The sequence below is a fragment of the Janthinobacterium algoris genome (assembly GCF_051380935.1).
Taxonomy (GTDB): Bacteria; Pseudomonadota; Gammaproteobacteria; order Burkholderiales; family Burkholderiaceae_D; genus Janthinobacterium.
In genome coordinates this window covers 183,341-207,855 of sequence record NZ_JBNYXZ010000008.1, presented here as the reverse complement: position 1 = coordinate 207,855, position 24,515 = coordinate 183,341, and the positions used below count along the sequence as shown (strand labels likewise).

The 24,515-nt window shown below is 62.3% G+C and carries 26 protein-coding genes; 5 read left to right on the top strand and 21 right to left on the bottom strand.

Going from position 1 to position 24,515, the window contains the following annotated elements; translation table 11 throughout:
* Nucleotides 1-5 precede the first annotated feature (5 nt).
* Genes ACQ4W7_RS14270 through ACQ4W7_RS14255 form a run of 4 tightly spaced genes read left to right on the top strand, consistent with a single transcriptional unit; the run spans nucleotide 6 to nucleotide 2,657 of the window.
* Complete coding sequence (locus ACQ4W7_RS14270) at nucleotides 6-476, top strand: type II secretion system protein (RefSeq protein ID WP_436531263.1); 471 nt, start codon at nucleotides 6-8, stop codon at nucleotides 474-476.
* Nucleotides 477-481: 5 nt separating this feature from the next.
* Nucleotides 482-865, top strand: a complete 384-nt coding sequence (locus ACQ4W7_RS14265) for a type II secretion system protein (RefSeq protein WP_436531261.1) — start codon at nucleotides 482-484, stop codon at nucleotides 863-865.
* Nucleotides 852-1,388, top strand: coding sequence for a type II secretion system protein (locus tag ACQ4W7_RS14260; protein ID WP_436531259.1), 537 nt, complete (start codon nucleotides 852-854; stop codon nucleotides 1,386-1,388). The genes ACQ4W7_RS14265 and ACQ4W7_RS14260 overlap by 14 nt, the downstream gene beginning before the upstream one ends.
* Nucleotides 1,389-1,433: 45 nt before the next feature.
* Nucleotides 1,434-2,657 (top strand): M24 family metallopeptidase, encoded by a 1,224-nt coding sequence (locus ACQ4W7_RS14255; protein ID WP_436531257.1) that lies wholly within the window; start codon nucleotides 1,434-1,436, stop codon nucleotides 2,655-2,657.
* A gap of 5 nt (nucleotides 2,658-2,662) precedes the next feature.
* Here the strand turns inward: ACQ4W7_RS14255 and ACQ4W7_RS14250 are convergent, their stop codons facing one another.
* The 20 genes from ACQ4W7_RS14250 to paaA form a co-directional block, all read right to left on the bottom strand.
* Nucleotides 2,663-4,234 carry a methyl-accepting chemotaxis protein gene (locus tag ACQ4W7_RS14250; protein WP_436531255.1) on the bottom strand — a complete coding sequence of 524 codons (1,572 nt, stop codon included), beginning with the start codon at nucleotides 4,232-4,234 and terminating at the stop codon, nucleotides 2,663-2,665.
* A gap of 61 nt (nucleotides 4,235-4,295) precedes the next feature.
* Nucleotides 4,296-4,703 (bottom strand): type 2 periplasmic-binding domain-containing protein, encoded by a 408-nt coding sequence (locus tag ACQ4W7_RS14245; RefSeq protein ID WP_426071956.1) that lies wholly within the window; start codon nucleotides 4,701-4,703, stop codon nucleotides 4,296-4,298.
* Nucleotides 4,704-4,713: 10 nt separating this feature from the next.
* The gene (locus tag ACQ4W7_RS14240; protein ID WP_436531253.1) at nucleotides 4,714-5,976 is read right to left on the bottom strand and encodes a hypothetical protein; all 1,263 of its coding nucleotides are present in this window, start codon (nucleotides 5,974-5,976) and stop codon (nucleotides 4,714-4,716) included.
* A gap of 395 nt (nucleotides 5,977-6,371) precedes the next feature.
* Complete coding sequence (gene paaZ, locus ACQ4W7_RS14235) at nucleotides 6,372-8,423, bottom strand: phenylacetic acid degradation bifunctional protein PaaZ (protein WP_436531251.1); 2,052 nt, start codon at nucleotides 8,421-8,423, stop codon at nucleotides 6,372-6,374.
* Between the two features lie 32 nt (nucleotides 8,424-8,455).
* Nucleotides 8,456-9,070: a phenylacetic acid degradation protein PaaY gene (gene paaY, locus ACQ4W7_RS14230; protein ID WP_426071953.1), complete on the bottom strand. Its 615-nt coding sequence runs from the start codon at nucleotides 9,068-9,070 to the stop codon at nucleotides 8,456-8,458.
* 9 nt (nucleotides 9,071-9,079) lie between these two features.
* Complete coding sequence (locus ACQ4W7_RS14225) at nucleotides 9,080-9,811, bottom strand: ABC transporter ATP-binding protein (protein ID WP_436531249.1); 732 nt, start codon at nucleotides 9,809-9,811, stop codon at nucleotides 9,080-9,082.
* A complete protein-coding gene (locus ACQ4W7_RS14220) occupies nucleotides 9,808-10,563 on the bottom strand; it encodes an ABC transporter ATP-binding protein (protein ID WP_426071952.1) in 756 nt (251 codons plus the stop codon). The genes ACQ4W7_RS14225 and ACQ4W7_RS14220 overlap by 4 nt, the downstream gene beginning before the upstream one ends.
* Nucleotide 10,564: 1 nt before the next feature.
* Nucleotides 10,565-11,560 carry a branched-chain amino acid ABC transporter permease gene (locus ACQ4W7_RS14215; RefSeq protein WP_436531246.1) on the bottom strand — a complete coding sequence of 332 codons (996 nt, stop codon included), beginning with the start codon at nucleotides 11,558-11,560 and terminating at the stop codon, nucleotides 10,565-10,567.
* Complete coding sequence (locus tag ACQ4W7_RS14210) at nucleotides 11,557-12,435, bottom strand: branched-chain amino acid ABC transporter permease (protein ID WP_426071950.1); 879 nt, start codon at nucleotides 12,433-12,435, stop codon at nucleotides 11,557-11,559. The genes ACQ4W7_RS14215 and ACQ4W7_RS14210 overlap by 4 nt, the downstream gene beginning before the upstream one ends.
* Nucleotides 12,436-12,516: 81 nt before the next feature.
* The gene (locus tag ACQ4W7_RS14205; protein WP_436531244.1) at nucleotides 12,517-13,668 is read right to left on the bottom strand and encodes an ABC transporter substrate-binding protein; all 1,152 of its coding nucleotides are present in this window, start codon (nucleotides 13,666-13,668) and stop codon (nucleotides 12,517-12,519) included.
* A 71-nt stretch (nucleotides 13,669-13,739) separates the two neighbouring features.
* Nucleotides 13,740-14,945, bottom strand: a complete 1,206-nt coding sequence (pcaF, locus tag ACQ4W7_RS14200; RefSeq protein WP_436531242.1) for a 3-oxoadipyl-CoA thiolase — start codon at nucleotides 14,943-14,945, stop codon at nucleotides 13,740-13,742.
* A gap of 22 nt (nucleotides 14,946-14,967) precedes the next feature.
* Nucleotides 14,968-16,296 (bottom strand): phenylacetate--CoA ligase PaaK, encoded by a 1,329-nt coding sequence (gene paaK / locus ACQ4W7_RS14195; protein ID WP_426072174.1) that lies wholly within the window; start codon nucleotides 16,294-16,296, stop codon nucleotides 14,968-14,970.
* A 68-nt stretch (nucleotides 16,297-16,364) separates the two neighbouring features.
* Nucleotides 16,365-16,811 carry a hydroxyphenylacetyl-CoA thioesterase PaaI gene (paaI, locus tag ACQ4W7_RS14190; RefSeq protein WP_436531240.1) on the bottom strand — a complete coding sequence of 149 codons (447 nt, stop codon included), beginning with the start codon at nucleotides 16,809-16,811 and terminating at the stop codon, nucleotides 16,365-16,367.
* A complete protein-coding gene (paaH, locus tag ACQ4W7_RS14185; protein ID WP_436531238.1) occupies nucleotides 16,804-18,369 on the bottom strand; it encodes a 3-hydroxyacyl-CoA dehydrogenase PaaH in 1,566 nt (521 codons plus the stop codon). The genes paaI and paaH overlap by 8 nt, the downstream gene beginning before the upstream one ends.
* Nucleotide 18,370: 1 nt before the next feature.
* Entirely contained in the window at nucleotides 18,371-19,162 is a 792-nt protein-coding gene (paaG, locus tag ACQ4W7_RS14180) for a 2-(1,2-epoxy-1,2-dihydrophenyl)acetyl-CoA isomerase PaaG (protein WP_436531236.1), read from the bottom strand.
* A 51-nt stretch (nucleotides 19,163-19,213) separates the two neighbouring features.
* The gene (paaE, locus tag ACQ4W7_RS14175; protein ID WP_426071944.1) at nucleotides 19,214-20,293 is read right to left on the bottom strand and encodes a 1,2-phenylacetyl-CoA epoxidase subunit PaaE; all 1,080 of its coding nucleotides are present in this window, start codon (nucleotides 20,291-20,293) and stop codon (nucleotides 19,214-19,216) included.
* Between the two features lie 40 nt (nucleotides 20,294-20,333).
* Nucleotides 20,334-20,873 carry a 1,2-phenylacetyl-CoA epoxidase subunit PaaD gene (gene paaD / locus ACQ4W7_RS14170; RefSeq protein ID WP_436531233.1) on the bottom strand — a complete coding sequence of 180 codons (540 nt, stop codon included), beginning with the start codon at nucleotides 20,871-20,873 and terminating at the stop codon, nucleotides 20,334-20,336.
* Nucleotides 20,873-21,625 carry a 1,2-phenylacetyl-CoA epoxidase subunit PaaC gene (gene paaC, locus ACQ4W7_RS14165; RefSeq protein ID WP_436531349.1) on the bottom strand — a complete coding sequence of 251 codons (753 nt, stop codon included), beginning with the start codon at nucleotides 21,623-21,625 and terminating at the stop codon, nucleotides 20,873-20,875. Before paaC ends, paaD begins: the two co-directional genes overlap by 1 nt.
* A gap of 14 nt (nucleotides 21,626-21,639) precedes the next feature.
* Nucleotides 21,640-21,924 (bottom strand): 1,2-phenylacetyl-CoA epoxidase subunit PaaB, encoded by a 285-nt coding sequence (gene paaB, locus ACQ4W7_RS14160; protein WP_034746356.1) that lies wholly within the window; start codon nucleotides 21,922-21,924, stop codon nucleotides 21,640-21,642.
* A gap of 28 nt (nucleotides 21,925-21,952) precedes the next feature.
* On the bottom strand, nucleotides 21,953-22,942 hold the full coding sequence (gene paaA / locus ACQ4W7_RS14155) for a 1,2-phenylacetyl-CoA epoxidase subunit PaaA (protein ID WP_426071942.1): 990 nt from the start codon (nucleotides 22,940-22,942) through the stop codon (nucleotides 21,953-21,955).
* A gap of 267 nt (nucleotides 22,943-23,209) precedes the next feature.
* On the opposite strand from paaA, the gene paaX reads away from it, so the two are divergent.
* Nucleotides 23,210-24,139 (top strand): phenylacetic acid degradation operon negative regulatory protein PaaX, encoded by a 930-nt coding sequence (paaX, locus tag ACQ4W7_RS14150; RefSeq protein WP_436531231.1) that lies wholly within the window; start codon nucleotides 23,210-23,212, stop codon nucleotides 24,137-24,139.
* A gap of 98 nt (nucleotides 24,140-24,237) precedes the next feature.
* On the opposite strand, the gene ACQ4W7_RS14145 is transcribed toward paaX, so the two are convergent.
* Nucleotides 24,238-24,492: a hypothetical protein gene (locus tag ACQ4W7_RS14145; protein WP_426071940.1), complete on the bottom strand. Its 255-nt coding sequence runs from the start codon at nucleotides 24,490-24,492 to the stop codon at nucleotides 24,238-24,240.
* Nucleotides 24,493-24,515 lie beyond the last annotated feature (23 nt).

Sequence of the window (24,515 nt, the reverse complement as noted above, 5' to 3'; positions counted from 1 at the left end):
GGCCTGTGAAGCAGCAGGGCTTTACCTTCATCGAACTGATGATCACCCTGGCCATCATGGCGACCCTGGCCACGGTAGCCGTGCCGATGGCGCAGGTGGCGCAACAAAGGGCGAAGGAACATGAATTGCGCAGCGCCCTGATAGATATACGCGAGGCCATCGATACCTACAAGCGCGCCTCGGACAATGGCCGCATCAAGCTGTCACTGGGAGGATCCGGCTATCCGAAAAAACTCGATGAACTGGTCGATGGCGTGCCCGACCAGCGCAGCCCCTCGAAGCAAAACATCTATTTTTTGCGCCGCCTGCCGCGCGACCCGTTCCAGCCCAGGGAAGACGGCAGCGCCGCCGACAGCTGGAGCAAGCGCGCCTATGCCTCGCCGCCCGACAATCCCAGCGAAGGCGAAGACGTGTTCGATGTCGCCTCGCGCTCGACCAAGGTAGGCCTGAACGGCGTGCCGCTCAATCAATGGTGACCCCCATGCCCTATTCATCCCCGCGGCGCGGCTTTACTCTGGTCGAACTGTTGGTGGTACTGGCGATCATCTCGCTGCTGCTGACGATTGCCATTCCCCGCTATTTCGGCTCGGTGGAAAAATCCAAGGAAGTCGCGTTGAAGGAAAACCTGCAAGTGCTCAGGAGCGGCCTGGATAAATACTATGCCGACAAGGGAGAATATCCGGCCGCGCTGGCCGACCTGGTGACCCACCATTACTTCCGCAGCGTGCCGCTGGACCCCGTCACGGAGTCCGCCGCCACCTGGCAGCTGATCCCTTCGCCCAATGGCGAAATCGGCGGCGTGGCCGACGTGCGCAGCGGCGCCAAGGGCAAGACGCGCGAGGGTATCCCGTTTGAGCAGCTCTAGTTTTCAACCCCGCGCACGGGGCTTCGCGTATATCTGGACCCTGATGCTGGTGGCCTTCATGGGCGTGGGCCTGGTGCTGGCCAGTGAGCTATTTGCCACGGCCGCGCGGCGCGACAAGGAGCGCGAACTGCTGTTCATCGGCCACGAATTTCGCAATGCGCTGGGCCGTTACTACGACGGCACGCCGGCCGACGGGCGGCCCCGCTATCCCTTGGCCTTGCAGGAATTGCTGCGCGACCCGCGCTACGCCAACGCACGGCGGCACCTGCGCCGCGTGTATGCGGACCCCGTCACGGGAAAAACGGAATGGGGCTTGCTGCGGCAGGAGGGACGCATCGTCGGCATCCATTCGCTATCGCCACAACTGCCCATCAAGCAGGACAACTTTCTCGACGAAGACGCCAGCCTGCGCCGCAAGCAGCGCTACGCGGACTGGCACTTCACCTATCCGCACGACCTGGTGCTGGCCCCGCCCGATGCCGCCGGCGGCGCGCCTGGACTCAAGCCGAAAGGCGCGAACTGATATCATGCCCGCATTCCATATTCAGCATCGAGCAAAGGAGCAGGCATGAGCATAGGTGGCAATTCCATCGAACAGGCATTGGCATCGCTGTCGGACATGACGGGCGGCATGGTCGCCATCGGCAAGGACGAACATGCGCAGCGCATCGCCAAGGCGCAAGCGTTCATGCGCCAACAGGGCATCGCCGCCATCTACCTGAACGCGGGCGCCAACCTCACCTATTTCACGGGCACCAAATGGTATGCCAGCGAACGCATGGTGGGCGCCATCCTGCCGGCCAGCGGCGAGATCGAATACATCGCTCCCGCCTTCGAGGAAAGCACCTTGCAAGGCTTCATGCTCATCGAGGGCCGTGTCAATTGCTGGGAAGAACATGAAAGCCCGTACCAGTTGTTCGTCGACGTGCTGGCGCGCATGGGCGTGGCGCAAGACGCGCACCAGCCGCCGCGCGTGGGCATCTGCGAAAGCGCCGCCTTCTTCATCTACGACGGCATCAAGCCGCTGGCCACCGGCTATACGCTGGAAAACGCGCGCGCGGTCACGGCATACTGCCGCAGCCGCAAATCCAGCGCGGAAATCGCCCTGATGCAGCGCGTGATGGACATGACCCTGGCGGTGCACGTGGCCACGGCCAGCATGCTGTACGAAGGCATCACGACGGTGGAAGTGGAAGAATTCATCCAGCGCGCGCACCGCAAGGTGGGCGCACCGCGTTCCTACTTCTGCATCGTGCTGTTCGGCGAAGCGACGGCCTATCCGCATGGCGTGAACTACGTGCAAACCCTGAAGGCAGGCGACACGGTGCTGATCGACACGGGCTGCCAGGTGATGAATTACATCTCCGACATCACGCGCACCTATGTGTTTGGCGCCATCAGCGCGCGCCAGCGCAGCGTGTGGAACAGCGAAAAGGCGGCGCAGGCCGCGGCGTTTGCCGCCGCGCAACTGGGTGTGCCCTGCGGCGACGTGGACCGCGCTGCCCGCGTGTCCCTGGACGCAGACGGCTTTGGTCCCGGCTACAAGCTGCCGGGCCTGCCGCATCGCACGGGCCACGGCATCGGCCTCGATATCCACGAATGGCCTTACCTGGTGGGCAATGACACCACGCCGCTCGACGTGGGCATGTGCTTTTCGAACGAGCCGATGATCTGCATCCCCGGCGAATTCGGCATCCGCCACGAAGACCATTTTTATATGACGGAAAACGGTCCGCGCTGGTTCACGCAACCGGCGCACAGCATCGACGATCCGTTCGGACTGCAGCGCTAAGCCGCCTACCTCAACGCCAGCCGCCGTGCCGCCGGCACGATGGTGATCGCCGGCGCGCCGCCCTGCGCCAGCTTGAACACGGCCAGCGCCGTGCCCAGTTGCACCGCCTGTTCCTGCAGCGATTCGGCCGCCGCTGACGCCTCTTCCACCAGCGCGGAGTTTTGCTGCGTCATTTGATCCATGCTGCCGATGGCCACGCCGATATCGCCGATGCCGGCGCTTTGCGCTTGGCTGGCGGCGCTGATTTCGGCCATGATGTCGGCCACTTTTTTTACGGAATCGACGATCTGGCCCATGGTCAGCCCAGCTTCGTCCACCAGCTTCGAGCCGACATTCACCTTCGCCACCGAATCGCCGATCAGCTGCTTGATTTCGCGCGCTGCGCCGGCGCTGCGCTGCGCCAGGTTGCGCACTTCGGACGCCACCACGGCAAAGCCGCGTCCCTGTTCGCCCGCGCGCGCCGCTTCGACGGCCGCATTCAGGGCCAGGATATTCGTCTGGAAGGCGATGCCGTCGATGACGCCGATAATGTCGACGATGCGTCTGGACGAGTCGTTGATCTCGCCCATGGTGGTCACCACCTGGCTGACCACTTGCCCTCCTTTCACGGCGACGGAAGAAGCCGACACCACCAGTTCATGCGCCTGGCCCGCGTTGGCCGCGTTGTCGCGCACGGTGCTTGTGAGGCTATCCATGGCGCGCGCCGTCTGGTCCAGGCTGCCCGCCTGCGACTCCGTGCGCGCGGCCAGGTCCGCATTGCCTTGCGCGATTTCCGCGCTGGCCACCTGGATAGTTTCGGCGGAAGCCTTGATGTCGGCCACCATGCCGCCCAATTTGCCGCGCATGTCCTTCAAGGCCGCCAGCAGGCTGTCCTGGTCGCCCGCCTCGGTGGCGATTTCCATCGACAGGTCGCCATCGGCCACGGCGCGCGCGATCTGACGCGCATATTCGGGCTCGCCACCCAGCTGCTGCCAGATGGCGCGCACGACAAAGTGCGACACGGCCGCCAGGCAAACAATGACGGCCAGCGCCACGGCGATGCTGGTATTGAGGGCATTGCGCACGTTGGATGCACTGCGCTCTATGCCCTGCTTGAACTGCAATTGCGCCTGCTCGTTGGTCTTTGCCAGGTCCGTATTGAGTACCGCCAGCGTGCCCTGCATGCGCGCCACTGTCGCTTGCGGGTCGCCCTCTTCCATTTCCAGCATGATGCGCGCCGCGCTCAGGGCCGGCGCATAGTAGGCATCGAATTCTTTGGCCAGGCGCTGGCCCTGCTCGCGCTGGCCGGGAATGGCCGCAAAGGCGGCCAGCTTGGCGCGCAGCTTGACGGCCTGGCCACCGACTTGCCCGATGCGCTCCTTGTCGCCTTCGCTGACGGCATCGCGCAGGGCGTCGCCGACTGCGGCCACGTCCAGCGTCAGCGACTTGGCCATATCGAGCACGGGATAGTCGGCGCTTTCGGTGGCGTGGATGGAATTGAGCGCGGCCGTGGACAAATAGGCACTGACGGCCAGTCCCAGGCCGAAGATCACGGCCGAGACGACAGGCAGCGCCCATATCTTGCGTTTGATGCTCATTGCTGTCTCCTGATGTTGATGAATTATCGGGCCGCCGCATGGCGCGCGGCCCGAACCGGCTTTATGGCGCCGTCAGCACAACTTTGACGGTGCCGTCGACGGCACTCTTTTCGATATAGCCGATGGCTTTCGGATCGGCCGCGACAGCCTTCTTCACGTCGGCGCTATTGGCCACTTCCTTCGGCAAGGTCGCCTTGCCCGTGAAGACCAGCTTGGACCACAGGGCCTTGGCTTGCGATGGTTCCTTGTCCGTCACCTTCTTGTAGAACTCGGCGCGCACGGCGGCGCTTTCCGGCTGGTCGATCGGCGTCATGGCCGTCGATTTACCGAGAAAAAATTGCGCCACCTGTTCATTCGTCATCGCGCCGGCGGCGCTTTTCGGATTGACCACCACGACCACTTCGGCCATGGCGGGAACAGCGGTCGACAGCGCCAGCAAGGCAGCCACATTCACGATCAATGGTTTCATGCGGCGCTCCTTAGAAAACGAAATCGATGGCGGCGGCGGCCACCGTGACGGGACCATGGAAGCCAGGCTTGGCTTGCACGAACAGGCCCGGGCCATTCTTCGGCTTGATGCGGTCGATCTGCACTTTCAGCGCGGCCGAACGGTGGAAGTCCCAGCGCACGCCGATGCTGTCCGTCGTTTGCTCCAGCTGGTTGCGCGTGTTGGCCATGGCATTGACGCCCGCCGACAGAGCGCGCAGGGTCGGCGTGCAGGCGGCCGGATAGCCAGGCGGGCAGGCAGCCGGCACAGTGTTGTTCACGCGGCCATCGGCCTTCAGGCTGGCGTGGCTGTAATACGGCAGGAAGGCGCCGATGCGGTAGCCGCCCATCACGTACCACGAGGTACTGTCGCTGACATAGCTATCCGTCTTGCGCTTCGCATATTCGGACTGTACCAGCACGTTGTTCCAGTCCAGGCCCAGGCCCACGGACGTGAATGACGCCTTCTTGTCCTTGACTTCCAGCGCATCGGCCAGGGCGCCCAGCTGGGCGAACTTGTAGCCAGCACCAGCCGCGCGCAAGCTGCCCATCAAGGTATTCAGGCTGGGCGAATCGTTGATCGTCAGCTTGGTCTCGGCACGGCCGAAGCGCAAGGTCACGGGGCCATGTTCGGCCACCACGTTGAGGGCGACGATAGACTTGCCTTCCACCTGCACGGTCGAATCCGGCCCTGTCGCCAGGGTCGCCTTGGTGCGGCCCAGCGCCAGCTGCGTGGTGATGCTGGTGTCGCCCGCGCTGAACTGGTAGGTGCCGTCGATGCCATCGATGCTGTTGAGAGGCACCTGCGAATACATTTCGCCCGGTGGGCGCAGCAAGGTGTTGGCATAGCCCACGTTACGGTAATCGGAAATCATGAAGACGGGCAGGCCCATGCGGCCAACGCGCACACTGAAGCTGTCCGACACCTTGGCCTTGGCGAAAGCCCATGCCAGCTCGGCGCCAAAATCATCCTCGCCATCCTTGCGCGCCAGGCCCTGCACGGTGGCCGACAGCCAGGGATTGACGGTAACATTGGCTTGCAAGCCCAGGTTGGAATCAATGCCCGTGCGGGCAGTGCGGCCGGCGCCGGCGGCCTGGTTCGGGCGCGCGAACTGCGCGTTGTCGGTATCGGCCATGGTCAGCGCAGCCGTGCCGAAACCGCTGATCTTGACGGTAGGGCCATTGGCCTCTTCGGCGTAGGCATGGCTGATGGCCAGGGGCATAGCCAGCAGGAAAATCAGGACGTGTTTATTCATAGTAATTAAATACCCGTAGCGGTGAACGTTAATCGTGGAATGGGACTCGCGGTCGTTGGCTCACCGGCCGTAAAAGGCCGGGTCCGTTTTTTTCGCGCCGCCAGCGCGTCGTAGAGCGTGCTTGGCGGCGTGACCAGTGAGTAAAACCATGCTACAGAGAAAAGGTTTTACGGTGGAAAGTTTTCTTGAGGCAATGAGCAAATTCGCCGCTTTTTACGAAAAAAGTACGCGTTCTAGAGGGATTTATCTAAATAGCACGCCGTGCAAAACCACACTTAGCCTATATTTTTCATATACTTATGGATAATTCAAGACAAAAAGACATTGGATAAAGAAAGCGCCACCCGCGCGAAGATCGCGGGTGGCGCGGTTCAAACCAGTGCTGCCGGAGATGCTTACTCGCGCTTCGACACTAGCGTCAGAATGTCGTAACTGGCTACCAGTTCCTCGTTCTGGTTCGTCACCTGCACGTCCCACGCGACCACGCCCTGGCCTACGCCAAACACGTCCTTGCGGTTGCGGTCCACCTTGCGCTTGCAGGTCAGGCGCGCGCGGATGGTGTCGCCGATGGCGACGGGCGCGACGAAGCGCAGGTTATCCAGGCCATAGTTGGCCAGCACGGGACCGACGCCAGGCGAGACGAACAGGCCCGCAGCGGCCGACAGCACGAAGTAGCCGTGGGCGATGCGCTTGCCGAATTGCGATTCCTTGGCCGCGATCTCGTCGAAGTGCATGTAGAAAAAGTCGCCCGAGATGCCGCCGAAGGCGACGATGTCCGCTTCGCTGACGGTGCGCCGGTGCGTGAGCAGCGAGTCGCCCGTCTTCAGGTCCTCGAAATGCTTGCGGAACGGGTGGATCGGGCTTTCATTAACGTCCGCGCCGCGCACGTATTCGCCGGTGATGGCCGCCAGCATGGTCGGCGAACCCTGCACCGCCGCCCGTTGCAGGTAGTGGCGCACGGCGCGCACGCCGCCCAGTTCCTCGCCGCCGCCCGCGCGGCCAGGGCCGCCGTGCTTCAGCTGCGGCAAGGGCGAGCCATGTCCCGTCGAATCGACGGAGGCCACGCGCTCGAGCACGTGCACGCGGCCATGCGTGGCCGCCACGTGCGGCACCACGCGCGCGGCGATCTTCGGATCGCGCGTCACCAGCGTGCTCACCAGGCTGCCCTTGCCGCGCGCAGCCAGGGCCAGCGCTTCGTCGATATCCGTGTAGCCCATCATGGTACTGACAGGGCCAAACGCTTCCACGTCATGCACGGCGTCGTTGCCGAAGGCGTCGCGGCACAGCAGCAAGGTCGGCGAGAAGAAGCTGCCATCCAGCGCATCATCGCCGAGCGGATTGAAGCCGTCGGCCGCGCCAAATACCACTTCGTTACCCTGCGACAGCGTGGCGACCCGTTCGGCCACGTCGCTTTGCTGCTCCTTCGAGGCCAGCGCGCCCATGCGCACGCCTTCGATGGACGGGTCGCCCACCACCACCTTGGCCAGGCGTTCGCGCAGGCGCGTGCCGACAGCGTCTATCAGGTGCTCAGGCACGATGATGCGGCGAATCGCCGTGCACTTCTGGCCCGATTTACCCGTCATCTCGCGCACGACTTCCTTGACGAACAGGTCGAATTCCACATCGTCGGGTGTGACGTCCGGCGCCAGGATGGCGCAATTGAGCGAATCGGCTTCGCCATTGAAGGGCACGGACTGGGCGATCAGGTTCGGATTGGTGCGCAGCTTGGCGGCAGTGGCGGCCGATCCCGTGAACGTGACGAAGTCCTGTCCATTCAAACGGTCCAACAAGTCGCCCGTGGAGCCGATCACCAGTTGCAGGCTGCCAGCCGGCAGCAAGCCAGATTCATGCATCATGCGCACGACGGCTTGCGTCAGATAGCTCGTCGCCGTGGCCGGCTTGGCGATGCATGGCATGGCCGCCAGGAAGCTGGGCGCGAATTTTTCCAGCAAGCCCCAGATGGGGAAATTGAAGGCGTTGATGTGCACGGCCAGGCCGCCGCGCGGCACCAGGATGTGCGTGCCGGCGAAGCCACCTTTTTTGCCGAGCGCGATGGCCGGGCCTTCATGCAGCACATTCGACGACGGCAGCTCGTTGCTGCCCATGCTGGCGTAGGCAAACAGGGTGCCCGTACCGCCTTCGATATCGACCCAGCTATCGGCGCGCGTGGCGCCCGACAGGTGCGAGATCGCATACAGTTCTTCCTTGCGCTCGACCAGGTACAAGGCCAGCGCCTTCAGGCGCGCGGCGCGCTGCTGGAAGTCCAGCGCCATCAAGCCCGGCACGCCCGTCTTGCGCGCATACGTGACGGCTTCGTCGAAGTCGATCTTTTCCGCATGCGTGTGATAGATGACGCGGTTGTTCAAGGCGCTGTGCAAGGGCACGGCAGCGCTTTCGCCCAGCCAGCGGCCGGCAATCAAGCTTTGCAGGGTGGATATTTGAGCCATGTGTACTACTCCTATATTGGTTTACTGCGTGCTTACTGCGCTGCGGCGTTTTTATGCAAGTGCAGCGGCAAGGCCGATTCGAAATTCAGGCGCTGGCGGTTCGCCTCGACTTCCGTCAGGGCTTCCACTTCGCGCATCGTCTGCATCGAGCGCACGGCCAGTTCGTGGTACTGGCCGGTGCCCGCGCTTTTCCACTTGATTTCATCGTCTGTCAGCGCGCGCATTACCTTGGCCGGCGTACCGACCACCATGCTGCGCGGCGCGACGATCATGCCTGCCTTGACGAAACTCATGGCCGCGACGATGGATTCCTCGCCGATGATGGCGTTATCCATCACCACGGCGTTCATGCCGACGAGCGCATTGCGGCCGATGCGGCAGCCATGCAGCACGGCGCCGTGACCGATATGACCGTCGGTCTCGACCACCGTGTCGCAGCCGGGAAAACCGTGCATGACGCAGGTATCCTGCAGGTTCGCGCCCTCTTCCAGGATCAGGCGGCCGAAGTCGCCGCGGATCGAGGCCAGCGGACCGATATAGCAGCGCGGGCCGACGATCACGTCGCCGATCAGCACCGCGCTCGGGTGCACATAGGCGCTGGGGTGGACGACAGGGGTGACGCCGTTGATTTCGTAGACTTTGACCATACAGACTCCTTACATGCCCAGATAGGCGCTTTGTACCTGCTCGTTATGCAGCAATTCGGGGCCGGGACCGGACAGCGTGATGGCCCCCGTCTCGATCACATAGCCTACGTCGGCGATCGACAAGGCGGCGTGCGCGTTTTGCTCGACGAGGAAGATGGTGATTCCCTGGTCGCGCAGTTCGGCCACGATGCGGAAGATTTCCGCGATCAAGAGCGGCGCCAGGCCCATGCTCGGTTCGTCGAGCAGCAGCAGTTGCGGACGGCCCATCAGCGCGCGCGCCATGGCCAGCATCTGCTGCTGCCCGCCCGATAAGGTCCCGGCCAGCAGCAGCCGCTTTTCCTTCAAAATCGGGAACAGGCCATACATGCGCTCCATGTCGCCCGCTACGTCCTGTGCCGGGCGCGTAAAGGCGCCCAGGCGCAGGTTGTCTTCCACCGTCATGGGGCCGAACACTTGCCGTCCTTCCGGCACCTGGCAGATGCCGCTGCGCACGCGCTTGTCTGCGCTCATGCGGCTGACGTCCTGGCCGGCGAAGGCGATGCTGCCCGCACTGATCGGCTGCACGCCCGAAATCGCCCGCAACAGGGTGGTCTTGCCGGCGCCATTCGCGCCCACCAGCGCCACCAGTTGCCCCTGGCGTACCTGCAAGTCGATGCCGTGCAGGGCCTGGATGCGGCCGTAATGGCTGGTCAGCCCTTTGATATCGAGCACCAGCGGAGTTTGAGGTTTTTCCAGCATCATGCCGCCACTCCCAGATATGCCGCCACCACGTCGGGGTTCGCGCGCACTTCGGCGGCAGTCCCTTCGGCCAGCTTCTTGCCATAGTCGAGCACCAGGATATGGTCCGACAAATTCATCACCAGTTTCATGTCATGCTCGACCAGCACCACCGTCACACCCGATTGCGCCACCTTGCGTATCAAGGCTTCGATCTCGCCCGTCTCGGTATGGTTCAGGCCAGCGGCCGGTTCATCGAGCAGCAGCACCTTCGGCTTGGCCGCCAGCGCGCGGGCAATTTCCAGGCGCTTTAACGCGCCATACGACATCTGCCCCGCCTCGTCATCGATATGCCGGCCCACGCCGACAAACTCCATCAGGCTGGCCGCTTCATCGCGGCAGGCCGCATCGGCACGACGCACGGACGGCAAACGCAGCATGGAGGCGAACAGGTTCTGGTTCAGGCGCAAGTGCGCGCCCACCATCACATTGGCTATGGCCGTCATGTTCATGCACACTTGCAGATTCTGGAAGGTGCGGCTCATGCCGCGCCGCGCCAGCGCATCGGGCGACATGGCGGCCACGTTCTCGCCATTCAGCAAAATCTCGCCCTTGCTCGGCGTATACACACCCGTGATCAGGTTGAACAGCGTCGTCTTGCCGGCGCCATTCGGCCCGATCACGGAATGGATATTGCCTTCCTTGACGGTAAAGCTCACATCCTGCACCGCATGCACGCCGCCAAAGCTCTTGCTCAGATTATTAATCGTCAGCATCTCACACCTCCTGCGCGGATTTGACGGGCGCCTTGGGCGTGGCGGCCCGCTTGCGCGAACGGCTGGCCAAGCTAGGTACCAGGCCCTTGGGCATGAAGATCATGGTCGCCATCAGGATCACGCCGAAGACCACCGTTTCCCAACCTTCAAAGCTGGACAGCAGTTGCGGCAGTATCGTCAGCAGGGCCGCGCCGATGATGGAACCGAAGATCGACGCCATGCCGCCCACCACCACCATCGTCACCAACTCGATCGAGTGGAAAAAGCCAGCCAGATTGGGGGTGATGAAACCGATGTAGTGGGCGCTGATGCTGCCCGCGATGCTGGCAATGACGGCCGACAGCACGAACACGCGCACCTTGAAGCGGGTCGTGTCGACGCCGACCACGCGGGCCGCCACTTCCGAGCCGTGGATCGCCTGCAGCGCGCGCCCGACGGGCGAATCGATCAGGTTCAGGGCTAGCCACGTGACCATCAACAGCAGCACGGCGCACACCAGGTACCACGATTTTTCACCGGCGATTTCCAGGCCGGCGACACTGAAGGCGGACACGCCGATGCCGTCCGGGCCACCCGTCCATTGCGTCTCGTTGTTAATGACGATGGAAATGATGATGCCCAGGCCCAGGGTCGCCATGGCCAGGGTATGGCCCTTGAGCTTCAGTACAGGGCGGGCTAACAATAGCGCCAGCAGGCCTGTAGCGACGGCGCCGGCGGCCAGCGCCGCCAGCGGCGGCCAGGCATAGTGCGTGGTCAGCACGGCCGACGCATACGCGCCCAGGCCATAGAAACCCGCGTGGCCCAGGCTGATCTGGCCCGTATAGCCCATCAGCAGGTTCAGGCCGATGACGACGATGGCGTTGAGCGCAATCCGGATCGCCACGTCATAATAAAACGCGTTGGTGAGAAACAGCGGCAGGATGGCCAGCACGAGTGCCAGCAACAGCAGCCCGCCATGGCGCGAACGGGTAAAGAATGTTGGCAACTGCGTCTTCATACACGCTCCGAATTTTTAGCGCCAAACAAGCCTTGCGGCAGGAAGAACAGGATCAATAAAATCAGCACGAAGGGCACGGCGTCCTTGTAGGCCGACGAAATGTAACCGGCCGTCATGGCTTCGGCGATGCCCAGGATCAGGCCACCAGCGATTGCGCCCACGCCGCCACCCAGGCCACCCAATACGGCAGCGACAAAGCCTTTCAGGCCCAGCATGATGCCCGCGTCATACGACGTGTAGGTGATCGGTGCGACCAGGATGCCGCCCGCTGCGCCCAGCAGGGCCGACAGGCCAAATGAAAACAGCAGTACCTTGCGCGTGTTGATGCCCACCAGTTGCGCGGCCAGCTTGTTATGCGACGTGGCCAGCATGGCCTTGCCCATCAGCGTGCGACCGAAGAACCAGCCCAGGACCAACACGATGACGACAGTCACGCCCAGCACCCACAGGCTTTGCGGCAGCAGGCTGGCGCCCAAAAATTCAATCGGTGCATCGCCCGAAAAGGCTGGCAGCGAGTGCGTATCCTTGCCCAACCAGATTTGCACCAGGCCACGCAACACCAGTGAGGCACCGATGGTGATGATCAACAGGGTAATGACCTGCGCATTTTGCGCCGGTTCGATCACGGTTTTTTCCATCAACAGGCCAACCAGGCCCGTGGCGATGACCGCCAGGATGATGGCCAGCGGCAGCGGCACGCCGGCGGCGGACATCACGGCGGCCAGCATCCCGCCCAGCATGATGAACTCGCCCTGGGCGAAGTTGATCACGCCGCTGGTGTTGTAGATGATGGTAAAGCCCAGCGCCGCCAGCGCGTAGGCGGAACCGACCGTCATCCCGGAATACAGAAATTGTAGAAATTGAGCGACTTCCATGGTGTCTCCATTATGTTCGGCTATGCGCGGACCACCTTCGAGGGCGGCCCGCGCAACTACTTCTGGCTTACCTTCTCGAACTTATTTAGACAATTGCCATTCGCCGTTCTTCACTTCCACCATGCGGAAAGCCGACAGGTCCAGGCCCATGTGGTCCTTGACCGACATGTTGAAGACACCGGTCGTGCCCACAAAACCCTTGGTCTGTTCCAGTGCCGCGCGCACTTTTTCGCGGTCCGTTCCACCGGCGCGCTTGATGGCGTCCACCGACAGGTTCAGGGCGTCGAGCGCATAGCCGCCAAAGGTCGACGGGTCGATCTTGTAGCGTTCTTTATACGTCTTGTCATAGCCGACCACGATGGCCTTTTGCGCGTCGCTGTCCGGCAGCATGGCGCCGATCAGCAAGGCCGGCGTTGGCAGACGCACGCCTTCGGCGGCCTTGCCCGACAGCTTCAGATATTCGTCCGACGCCACGCCGTGTGACTGGTACAGCGGCAGTGCGGCCATGCCCAGCTGGCCGTAGTTCTTGGTCACGACCGCCGGCCCCTGGCCCAGGCCGAAGACGAAGACGGCTTGCACGCCAGCCGTGTTCTTGATGCGTGTGAGCTGCGCCGTGATGTCCGTGTCTTTCGGACCATAAGTTTCATCGGCTACCAGCGCGATGCCATATTTCGAGGCGACGATCTGCGATTCCTTGCGGCCCGAAGCGCCGAAGCCGCTCGTTTCCGACAGCAGGCCCACCTTGCTGATGCCGCGCTTCTTCATGTCCTCGAACACTTTCTCGGCCGCCATGCGGTCCGTATGCGGCGTCTTGAAGACCCACTTCTTGACAGGATCGATGATGACAACGGCGCCTGCCAGCGAGATGAACGGCATGCTAGCGCGCTCCACCAGCGGCGCCATCGCCATCGTCGCACCGGTGGTGGTACCGCCGATCAACACATCGACCTTGTCCGATTCGATCAGGCGCTTGGTAAAACCGTTGGCCTTGGCCGCATCGCTGCCATCGTCGTAGTGCACCAGTTCCAGCTTGCGCCCCAACACGCCGCCGGCCGCGTTGATTTTCTCGATATACAGCTGCAGGGTTTTCAGTTCAGGGTCGCCCAGGAAGGCGGCCGGTCCCGTGACGGACAGCACGGAACCGATCTTGATGTTATCGGCAGCATACGCGCCCGCGGCGGACATGGCCAGCACGCCGGCGATCAGGGTTTTCTTGAAGATATTGGCAATCATTGTGGTCTCCACCAGGTTGGCACTACGGTCAATGGTCGGCGCTTTTTTACAAGCCTGCGCCTTTTTTTTTGTTATACGCGTTCAATCACTACAGCAATACCCTGCCCTACGCCGATGCACATGGTGCACAGCGCATAGCGCCCGCCCGTGCGCTCCAGCTGGTTCAGGGCAGCCATCACCAGGCGCGCACCGGATGCGCCCAGAGGATGGCCGATGGCAATCGCGCCGCCATTCGGATTCACGTGGGCCGCATCGTCCGCCAGGCCCAGGTCGCGCGTGACAGCCAGCGCCTGCGCGGCAAACGCTTCATTGAGTTCGATCACATCCATCTGCTCGATGGTGAGGCCAGTCTGCGCCAGTACCTTGCGCGACGCCGGCGAGGGACCGAAACCCATGATGCGCGGCGCAAGGCCGGCCGTGGCCATGCCCAGCACTTTTGCGCGCGGCGTCAATTTGTATTTATCCACGGCGGCGGCGGACGCCAGCAAAATTGCGCAGGCGCCGTCGTTCAGGCCCGAAGCATTGCCGGCCGTGACGCTGCCGTCCACTTTCACGACGCCCTTGAGCTTCGCCAGCATCTCGATCGAGGTATCCGGACGTGGGTGTTCGTCCATCGTCACCATCTTCGGTTCGCCTTTTTTCTGCGGCACGGCGACGGGCACGATTTCGCGCTCGAAGACGCCAGCCGCATGGGCGGCGGCCCAGCGCTGCTGGCTGCGCAAGGCCAGACCATCCTGGTCGGCGCGGCTGATGCCAAATTCCACGGCCACGTTTTCAGCCGTTTCCGGCATGGTGTCGATGCCGTACTGCGCCTTCATCTTGCCGTTGACGAAGCGCCAGCCCAGGGTCGTGTCTTCGATTTTCACTGCGCGCGAGAACGCGCTGTCAGCCTTGCCCATCACGAAAGGCGCGCGCGTCATGCTTTCCACGCCGCCGGCGATGATCAGATCCGCTTCGCCCGCCTTGATGGAGCGGGCAGCCATGCCGACGGCATCCAGGCTGGAGCCGCACAGGCGGTTGATGGTATTGGCGGGTACGGCGGCAGGCAAACCAGCCAGCAGCGCGACCATGCGGCCTACGTTGCGGTTATCTTCGCCCGCCTGGTTGGCGCAACCGTAGAACACGTCGTCGATGGCGGACCAGTCGACGGACGGGTTGCGGGCGATCAGCGCGGCAATCGGCAGCGCGCCCAGGTCGTCCGCGCGCACGCTGGCGAGGGAACCGCCGTAGCGGCCAAACGGGGTGCGTACGGCGTCACAGATAAAAGCGTCGTTCATGTTTGGTTCCTTGTTCGGGCTATCAGGAGAAAATCTTCGGGCGCTGGTCGACCACGCGGCGGGCCTTGCCCGTCAGGGTGCGTTCGATGCCGGCAGCAGCCACCAGGCGCACGCGCGTGCTCACGCCCACATGCGTCTTGATACGGTGTTCCAGCTCGCGCGCCAGGGCGTCCGTTTCACTGGCCGAGATGGTGGACGTCAGGTCGAGGCGCAGCTCGGCGATCACTTCGAGCTTGTCGAGGTGGCCGTCGCGCGTGACCACCAGCTGGTATTGCGGTGCCAGCTTCGGCATTTTGAGGATCAGCTCTTCGATCTGGGTGGGGAAGACGTTCACGCCACGGATGATCAGCATGTCGTCCGAACGGCCCGTGATCTTGCCGATGCGGCGCATCGAGCGCGAGGTCGGCGGCAGCAAGCGGGTCAAATCGCGCGTGCGGTAGCGGATGACGGGGAGCGCTTCCTTCGACAGCGAGGTAAACACCAGTTCGCCCTCTGCGCCGTCCGGCAGTACTTCGCCCGTTTCCGGATCGATGATTTCCGGGTAAAAATGGTCCTCCCAGATGACGGGACCGTCCTTGCTTTCGATGCATTCGGAAGCCACGCCAGGGCCCATCACTTCGGACAGGCCATAGATATCGACGGCATCGATGCCGGCGCGCGCCTCGATTTCCGAACGCATGGCATCCGTCCACGGCTCGGCGCCGAAGATGCCCACCTTCAGCGACGATTCAGCCGGGTCGAGGCCCTGGCGCGTGAATTCCTCGATGATGTTGAGCATGTACGATGGCGTGACCATGATGATAGACGGCTTGAAATCCTGGATCAATTGCACCTGCTTTTCCGTCTGCCCGCCCGACATCGGAATGACGGTGCAGCCCAGGCGCTCGGCGCCATAATGCGCGCCCAGGCCGCCCGTGAACAGGCCGTAGCCGTAGGAGATATGCACCATGTCGCCCGCGCGGCCGCCGCCGGCGCGAATCGAGCGCGCCACCACATTGGCCCAGGTATCGATGTCGTTCTGCGTGTAGCCAACCACCGTGGCCTTGCCCGTGGTGCCGCTGGACGCGTGAATGCGCACCACTTGCTCGCGCGGCACGGCAAACAAGCCAAACGGGTAATTATCGCGCAAGACTTTTTTATCGGTGAACGGGAATTTCGACAAGTCGGACAGCGATTTCAGATCGTCCGGATGCACGCCCGCTTCGTCAAAGGCGGCGCGGTAATGGGGCACGTTGTCATACGCGTGCTTGAGCGTCCATTTCATGCGTTCGAGCTGCAGCGCCTGCAGTTCATCCTTGCTGGCGCGTTCGATCGGCTCAAGGTCATTCGGGGAAGGCGTACGTTGGACCATCATTGTCTCCTAATTGGTTCTTTAACTATTTAAAGCTGCAGCGGCAGTTCAAGCCTGCTCTTGTACCTTCAATCACTAATGACTTCACCCGCCACGCGGATCGACTTGCCACGGAAGAGCGCGATGGCGCGGCCATCCTGATTGCTCACCCTGACGTCGTAGACGCCGCTCTTGCCGGCCAACGCCTGTTCAACGGCGTGCGCCGTCAGCACGTCGCCTTCGCGGCCCGGCGCCAGATAATCGATGGTGCAGCCGGCGCCCACGGTATTGAGGTTGTAGCTGTTGCAGGCAAACGCAAAAGCGCTGTCGGCCAGGGCGAAGATGAATCCGCCATGGCAGGTCTGGTGGCCATTGAGCATGTCGGCGCGCACCGTCATCGTCATGCGCGCATGGCCGGGGCCGACTTCCGCCAGGGCGATGCCCATGGCAGCGGTGGCGTTATCGCGCGACAGCATGGACGCGGCGGAAGCTTCAGCCAAGGCCTGGGCGGCGTGGATAGGCTCTTCCTTATGCATGAAACTGTGCTCCAGTGGCGAGTTTGCGGCGCAGCAGCGGCGAGACACGGTAGCGATCTTCGCCGTAGCCTTGCGCCAGGTGCTGCAGCACGGTCACGATGTGTTGGATGCCCACCGCATCGGCCCAGGCCAGCGGTCCGCATGGATAGTTGACGCCCTTCTGCATGGCGATATCGACGGCGGCCACCGTGCACACGCCCTGGTTGACGGCGTCGGCCGCCTCGTTGGCCAGCATGACGACCGTGCGCATGACGGCCAGCCCAGGCACGTCGTCCAAGCGCGTGACGATAAAACCGGCTGCCTGGAACAGACCCACGACGGCGACGTAAGCGGCGTCGCTGCACTGATCGGCACGGGCCACGGCGATGCGTTTGGCACTGGCGTAATCGAGCGCGAGGTCGAACAGCACCGTGTCCGGATGCTGGTTGTCGTGCGCGCGCTGGGTAGCGCTACGGCCATCGGTGAGATAAATCGCGGCGCCATGGCAATGCAGGGCGGGTGCCTCGTCCATCGCCTGGCCTTCCTGCGTCACGCGGCGGCTGACGGTGATGCCCGCCTGCTCCAGCCGCTGCACCAGGCTGCGAATGACGCCGCTGTGGCCACGGCCATCGCCACCGATGGCAGCCGACAGGGCGACGAATTCCGGCTTCGCCTGTGCGCTTTCCGCCTGCGCCACGGGGGCAGGTGCGCCTTCGCCATACAGGTAAAAGCCGCGGCCCGATTTGCGGCCGAGGAAACCGGCGTTGACCATTTCCTGTTGCAGCACGGACGGCGTGAAACGGGGGTCGTTGAAATAGGCGCCGAACACGGATTGCGTGACGGAGAAATTGACGTCGTGGCCGATCAAGTCCATCAATTCGAATGGCCCCATGCGGAAACCGCCCGCTTCGCGCAGCACGGCGTCGATGGTGGCGGGGTCGCCCGCCTGTTCGTTCAGCAAGCGCCAGCCTTCCGCGTAAAACGGACGCGCGACACGGTTGACGATGAAGCCGGGCGTCGATTTTGCATGCACGGGGTTCTTGCCCCAGGCGATGGCGGTGTCATACACGGTGGCGGCGACTTGCTCGCTGGTGGCCAGGCCTTCGACCACTTCGACCAGCGCCATCAAGGGAACAGGGTTAAAGAAGTGCATGCCGACCAGGCGTTCCGGACGGCGCAACTTGGCGGCGATGGCCGTGACGGAAATCGACGAAGTGTTCGTCGCCAGAATGCAGTCTTCGCTGACCACGGCCTCCAGTTCGGCGAACAGGCCGCGTTTGACGTCGAGGTTTTCCACGATTGCTTCCACCACCAGTACGGCATCTGCCACGTCTGCCAGGCTGTCTGCCGCCTGCAGGCGCGCCGTGGCGGCCGTGGCTTCGTCAAACGTCATGCGGCCCTTTTCGGCCAGCTTCGCATACATCTTGCCGATGTCGAGCAAGGCCTTGCTGACGGCCTCCGCACGCGTGTCGTACAGTTTTACCCTGTAACCGGCAGCTGCGGCCACCTGTGCGATGCCGGCGCCCATGGCGCCGCTGCCGATGACGGCGATGATGCTGTTGTTGTCCAAAGCTGCCATATCAGTGTCCCTTGAATTGCGCTGCGCGCTTTTCCATGAAGGCAGCCACGCCTTCGCGGTAATCGTCGCTGTTACCGAGATCGCTCATCATGCGCGCTTCCAGCGCCAGCTGCTGCGGCAGGGTATTGGCGCCACTGGCGGCCAGCGCCTGCTTGGTATAAGCCAGGCCCTTGGTCGGCGCGCTGGCAAAGTGCACGGCGAGCTTGCGCGTTTCTTCCGCAAGCTGCGCATCGTCCACGCATTTCCAGATCAGGCCCCAGTCTTCCGCTTTTTCGGCCGTCAGTTTTTCGCCGAGCATGGCCAGGCCCATGGCGCGCGCCGAGCCGATCAGCCGTGGCAGGAAGAAGGTGCCGCCCGTGTCCGGGATCAGGCCCAGTTTGCAGAACACTTCGACGAAATTGGCCGACTTACCGGCGATGACGATGTCGCAGGCCAGCGCCAGGTTGGCGCCCGCGCCTGCCGCCACGCCATTGACGGCGCAAATGACGGGCATAGGCAAGGCCTTCAAGGCCAGCACCAGCGGCGCGTAGTTTTTTTCCACCGACTCGCCCAGGTCCACGCCTTTCGAGCCGGGTTCCACGGCGCGGTCGGACAAATCCTGGCCCGCGCAAAAACCGCGCCCCGCGCCTGTCAGCACGAACACGCGCACGGAGCTGTCGGCGTTCACTTTCGCTATCGCATCGCGCACTTCCTCGTGCATGGCTTGGGTAAAGCTATTGAGCTTGTCGGGACGGTTCAGGGTCAGCGTGGCGATGCCCTGCTCGATGGTAAAGAGGATGTTTTGGTAGCTCATGGCGTCTCGCTTTTTTAATGGGTACGGCAGGGCACCAGCCCTGCGCCGGCTTTATTCTGCCTGGTCGAAATCGACCACGACCTTGTCGGTCAGCGGAAAACTCTGGCAGCTGAGGACAAAGCCGCGCGCTACTTCATAGTCTTCCAGCGCGTAGTTGACGTCCATCTCGACCTTGCCGTCGAGGATCTTGCAGCGGCAGGTCGAGCATACGCCGCCCTTGCACGAGTAGCGCATGTCGATACCCTGACGCAGGCCCGCGTCGAGGATGGATTCCTTGTCCTTGTCCATCGTGAAGGTGGTGTGGTTGCCATCCATGATGACGGTTACTTCCGTTTCCTGCACGGCGCCCGCGTCGAACTGGGCGCGCGGCTTGTGGGCGTTTTTCGGGATGCTGGCGGCGAACAGTTCGATCTTGATATTTTGCTTCGGCATGCCGGCCGCCTGCAGGGCGGCGGAGACGCCCAGCATCATGTCTTCCGGACCGCAGATGAAGGCGTTGTCGTAGTCTTCGACACGGATCCAGTGCTGCAAGAATTGCTCGCATTTTTCCTGCGTGATGCGGCCGTTGAACAATTCGATATCCTGCTGCTCGCGGCTCATCACGTAGACCAGGTTCAAACGCTCCAGGTACACATCCTTCAAGTCTGTCAATTCTTCCTTGAAGATGACGGACGACGAGGCGCGGTTACCGTAGAACAGCGTGAAACGGCTCAATGGCTCCGTCAGCAGAGTCGTCTTGATGATGGAGAGGATGGGCGTGATGCCGCTGCCGGCCGCAAACGCCAGGTAGTGCTTGCGGTTGACGCAGTCGAGCGGCACGTTGAAGTGGCCCATGGGCGGCATCACCTCGATGGTGGCGCCGGCTTTCAGGGTGTCGTTCGCCCAGGTTGAAAAGGCGCCGCCCGGCGTGCGCTTGATGGCCACGCGCAGCGTGCCGTCCTGCACCGCCGAACAGATGGAATACGAGCGGCGCACGTCTTCCGCATTGATATTGGCGCGCAGGGTCAGGTGCTGGCCCTGCTGGAAGCGGAACTGCTGCTGCAACTCAAATGGCACGTCGAACGTGACGGCGATGGTGTCGCGCGTTTCGTTGCGCACGTTCGATACGCACAGCGGATAAAATTTACTCATGCTTCATCTCCAGTTTCTTCGGAACGTGTGCCTGATTTTTTTAGTGGCACTTGAAGTAGTCAAACGGTTCGCGGCAATCCAGGCATTTGTACAGGGCCTTGCACGGCGTGGAGCCGAACTGGCTGGTCAGCTGCGTATGCGTGGAACCGCAGTTCGGGCAGATCACCTCCAGCTTCGGCATAGGCTGGCGCTTGACACCACCCGCTATTCCTCTACGCAGGCCGCTGATGTCGATCACCTGCTGCTGTGGCGGGGCGATGCCATAGCCTTTCAGCTTGGCCTTGCCCGCCTCGCTCATCCAGTCCGTGGTCCAGGCGGGCGCCAGCTGGTTCACCAATGTCACCTTGGCCACGCCATGGCTGCGCAAGGCCTCCGTGACGGCATCGGCGATCACCTGCATGGCCGGGCAGCCCGAATAGGTGGGCGTGATCGTCACGATGCATTCATCGCCACTGACCACATCGACGGCGCGCACGATACCCAGGTCCACCACCGAAATGACGGGAATTTCCGGGTCCGGCACGTCGCCCAGCCAGGCCCATACCTGGGCGGCGTCCAGCGCAGCCATGGCCGTGTTCATTACCACTCCGCCCCGGGATAGGCGCGCTGCAGAAACTGCATTTCGGCCAAAATAAAACCCAGGTGTTCCGTGTGCGTGCCCTGCTTGCCACCCTTTTGCATCCAGGCGTCGGGCGCCGGCATGACAAGCGTCGCTTCGGCGAAGATCTCGGCCACGTGTTCGAGGAAGGCCTGGCGCAACACGTCCGATGGCGGCGCGATGCCGGCGACGACCATGACCTGGTCGACGGCGTCGTACTTGAACATCTCGCCCGTGAACATCCAAAGCTTGTCGGCGGCGGCCTGTGTTTTCGCGTGGCTGTCCGCCGTGCCGTCGCCGAGGCGCACGATCAGGTCACCGCTGCGGCGCAGGTGATAGGTGACTTCCTTGATCGACTTTTGCGCCACTTCGACGATGCGTGGATCACTGCATTTCGCCAGTTCCAGCAGCTGGAAGTAGTGCCAGGTGTCGAAGAAGAACTGGCGCATCATGGTGTCGGCATAATTGCCGTTCGGCTGCTCCAGCAGCAGACAATTCTTGAAGTCGTGGGCGTCGCGTAAAAAGGCGATGTCGTCCTCGTCGCGGCCCGCGTTTTCCAATTCGGCCGCATAGCTGAACCACAAACGCGTCTGGCCCAGCAAGTCCAGCGCCACGTTGGTCAGCGCCATGTCCTCTTCCAGCGCGGGACCCTTGCCGCACAGCTGTGACAACTGCTGGCTGAGGATCAGGGCGTTATCGCCCAGGCGCAAAAGGTAATTGACTTTGTCATCCATTGCGATCGCTCCCATCACAGGTTCTTGACTTCTTCCGGCATCGGGAAGAAGGTGGGATGGCGGTACACCTTGCTGTTCGACGGCTCGAACAGGGCGCCCTTGTCGCCCGGGCTGCTGGCGACGATATCGGCCGCGCGCACCACCCAGATGCTCACGCCTTCATTGCGGCGCGTGTAGACGTCGCGCGCATGGTTGACCGCCATGGTGGCGTCGGAGGCGTGCAGGCTGCCCACATGCTTGTGCGCCAGGCCGTGCTGGCTGCGGATGAAAACTTCCCACAATGGCCATTCTTTGCTCATATTGCTCTCCCCTATCTGTCTTATGTATTTACGCTGCCGCTTTGACTGCGGCTTGTTTATCGGCATACGCGAGCAAAGCATCGCGGAACCATACACCGTCTTCATACGCCTTGACCCGCGTTTGCAGGCGCTCGCGGTTACATGGGCCATTGCCCTTCAATACATTGTTGAACTCGGCCCAGTCGATCTCGCCGAATTCATAGTGACCCGTCTCGGCATTGAATGTCAGGTCGGGATCGGGCACGGTCAAGCCCAGGTATTCGATTTGCGGCACGGTCTGGTCCACCATGCGCTGGCGCAATTCATCATTCGAAAACAGCTTGATGCGCCATTGCGCCGATTGGGCGCTGTTGACGGAAGCAGCGTCGGACGGGCCGAACATCATCAGGGATGGCCACCACCAGCGGTTCAGCGCATCCTGCGCCATGGCTTTCTGTTCTGGTGTGCCCTTGCACAGTGACATCATGATGTCGTAACCCTGGCGCGCATGGAACGATTCTTCCTTGCAAACACGGATCATGGCGCGCGCATACGGGCCATACGAGCAACGGCACAGCGGAATCTGGTTGATGATGGCGGAGCCGTCGACCAGCCAGCCGATGGCACCCATGTCGGCCCACGACAGGGTGGGATAGTTAAAGATGCTGGAATACTTGGCTTTGCCCGAGTGCAAGGCAGCGAGCAAATCGTCGCGCGACACGCCCAGGGTTTCGGCGGCGCTGTACAAGTACAGGCCGTGACCGGCTTCATCCTGGATCTTCGCCAGCAGGATGGACTTGCGTTTCAAGGTCGGCGCGCGCGTGACCCAGTTACCTTCGGGCAATTGACCGACGATTTCCGAATGCGCATGCTGCGAAATCTGGCGGATCAGGGTCTTGCGGTAAGCGTCCGGCATCCAATCCTTGGCCTCGATCTTGATGCCTTCGTCGATGCGCGCCTGAAAAGCGCGCTCTTCTTGACCCATGTCATCGATGGAACGGACGTTCTTGAGGCCGGTTTCAACCATTTGTGCGTACATGATCTGTCTCCCATGTCTTTGATTTTGCGCAGCAACGCGGTGCGATGAACAGATAATACGATACAAAAATCGATTTGCATACACTTGATGTGAGTCATTTTAAAAATTCGTATCTTGTGCCGCTTTTTTGTGCGTATGATATTGCTGATGAGAAAACATTGCGAAGTGCCACCAGCGCTTCCGGCAAATTATTGACGCGCTACCCGCGCAGCCAAGTAAACTGCTGCTTTTATTGAATCGACCGCAACACGGCCAGACCGGAACCACATGAAGAACACCCGCTGCACGGCATGGATAGCCGATTTCCTGGAAAGCGACCCACCGCGCTCAAAGTCTCTGGTGATGACCATCTTTGGCGACGCCATCGTGCCGCGCGGCGGCGCCATCTGGCTGGGCAGTCTGATCGAACTGCTGGCGCCGTTTGGCGTCAACGATCGCCTGCTGCGCACCAGCGTGTTCCGCCTGGCGCAGGAGGGCTGGCTCAGCTCGCAACGTGACGGCCGCCGCAGCGCCTATACGATACGCCCGGAGGCGCTGGCCCGCTTCGAACGCGCCTATCGCCGCATTTATGCGCCGCTGGTCGTGCACTGGGATGGCAGCTGGACCCTGGTGATCGGGCCGGCCGGCAGCATCGGTGCCGCCGAACGGAGCGCGCTGCGCAAGGAATTATTGTGGGCGGGCTATGGTTTGATCTCTCCCGGCATCTTTGGCCATCCAGCCAGCAACTCGGAGGCGCTGGAAGATATCCTCGCGCGCAACGAAGTACAGGGCAAGCTGTATGTCTGCCACACCACGGAGCTGCCGCATGTCAGCACACGCCCCCTGCGCGACATGGTGGGCGAATGCTGGGACTTGTCGGAAGTGATGGCCGGCTACGAAAAATTCATCGCCCGCTTCCAGCCGCTGCTGACCCTGCTGCAAGAAGAACCCGTGTTCGATGCCGAGCAAGCCTTCGTCATCCGCTCGCTGCTGACGCACGCCTATCGCCGCGTGCAGTTGCACGATCCGCAACTGCCCGTCGAGCTGCTGCCAGAACCGTGGCCAGGCACGCAAGCGTACGTGCTGGCGCGCGACCTGTACCGCATCACCCACGCGGCGGCCGAGGAACATATCCTGGCCACCCTGCGGCGCGAAGATAAGCAGGCCGCATCTGTCGAGCCCTGGTTCTACGAGCGTTTTAGCGGCCTGACTACGTGAACGCCTGAAAAATGTTCAGGGCCAGGCGCGTGGCCGCAGGCAGTACGACTAGTACTGCCAAGACAACGCAACGCCGCCATGGGCATTTTCTCAGGCGTTCACTGTTTGGCGACGACCTGCTTTGCCCCTGCCAATAAATCCTGCCCCAGCTTTTCCAGCGCATTGGCTTGCACCAGCATGGTATCGAGGATGGCGACATTGAAGGTAAATTCGGCCGGCGTGGTGTAGCCGGGGAAACGCAGGATGCGCAGCAATTCCTGCAAGGTCGTGCCCTTGCCCAGGTGCGCCAGAGCGTCGCTGAGGGCGCTGACTTTCTTTTCCAGTTCGCGTATGTGCTTGCCGTTGTCATCCATGATGATCTCCCCATGTTAGAGCT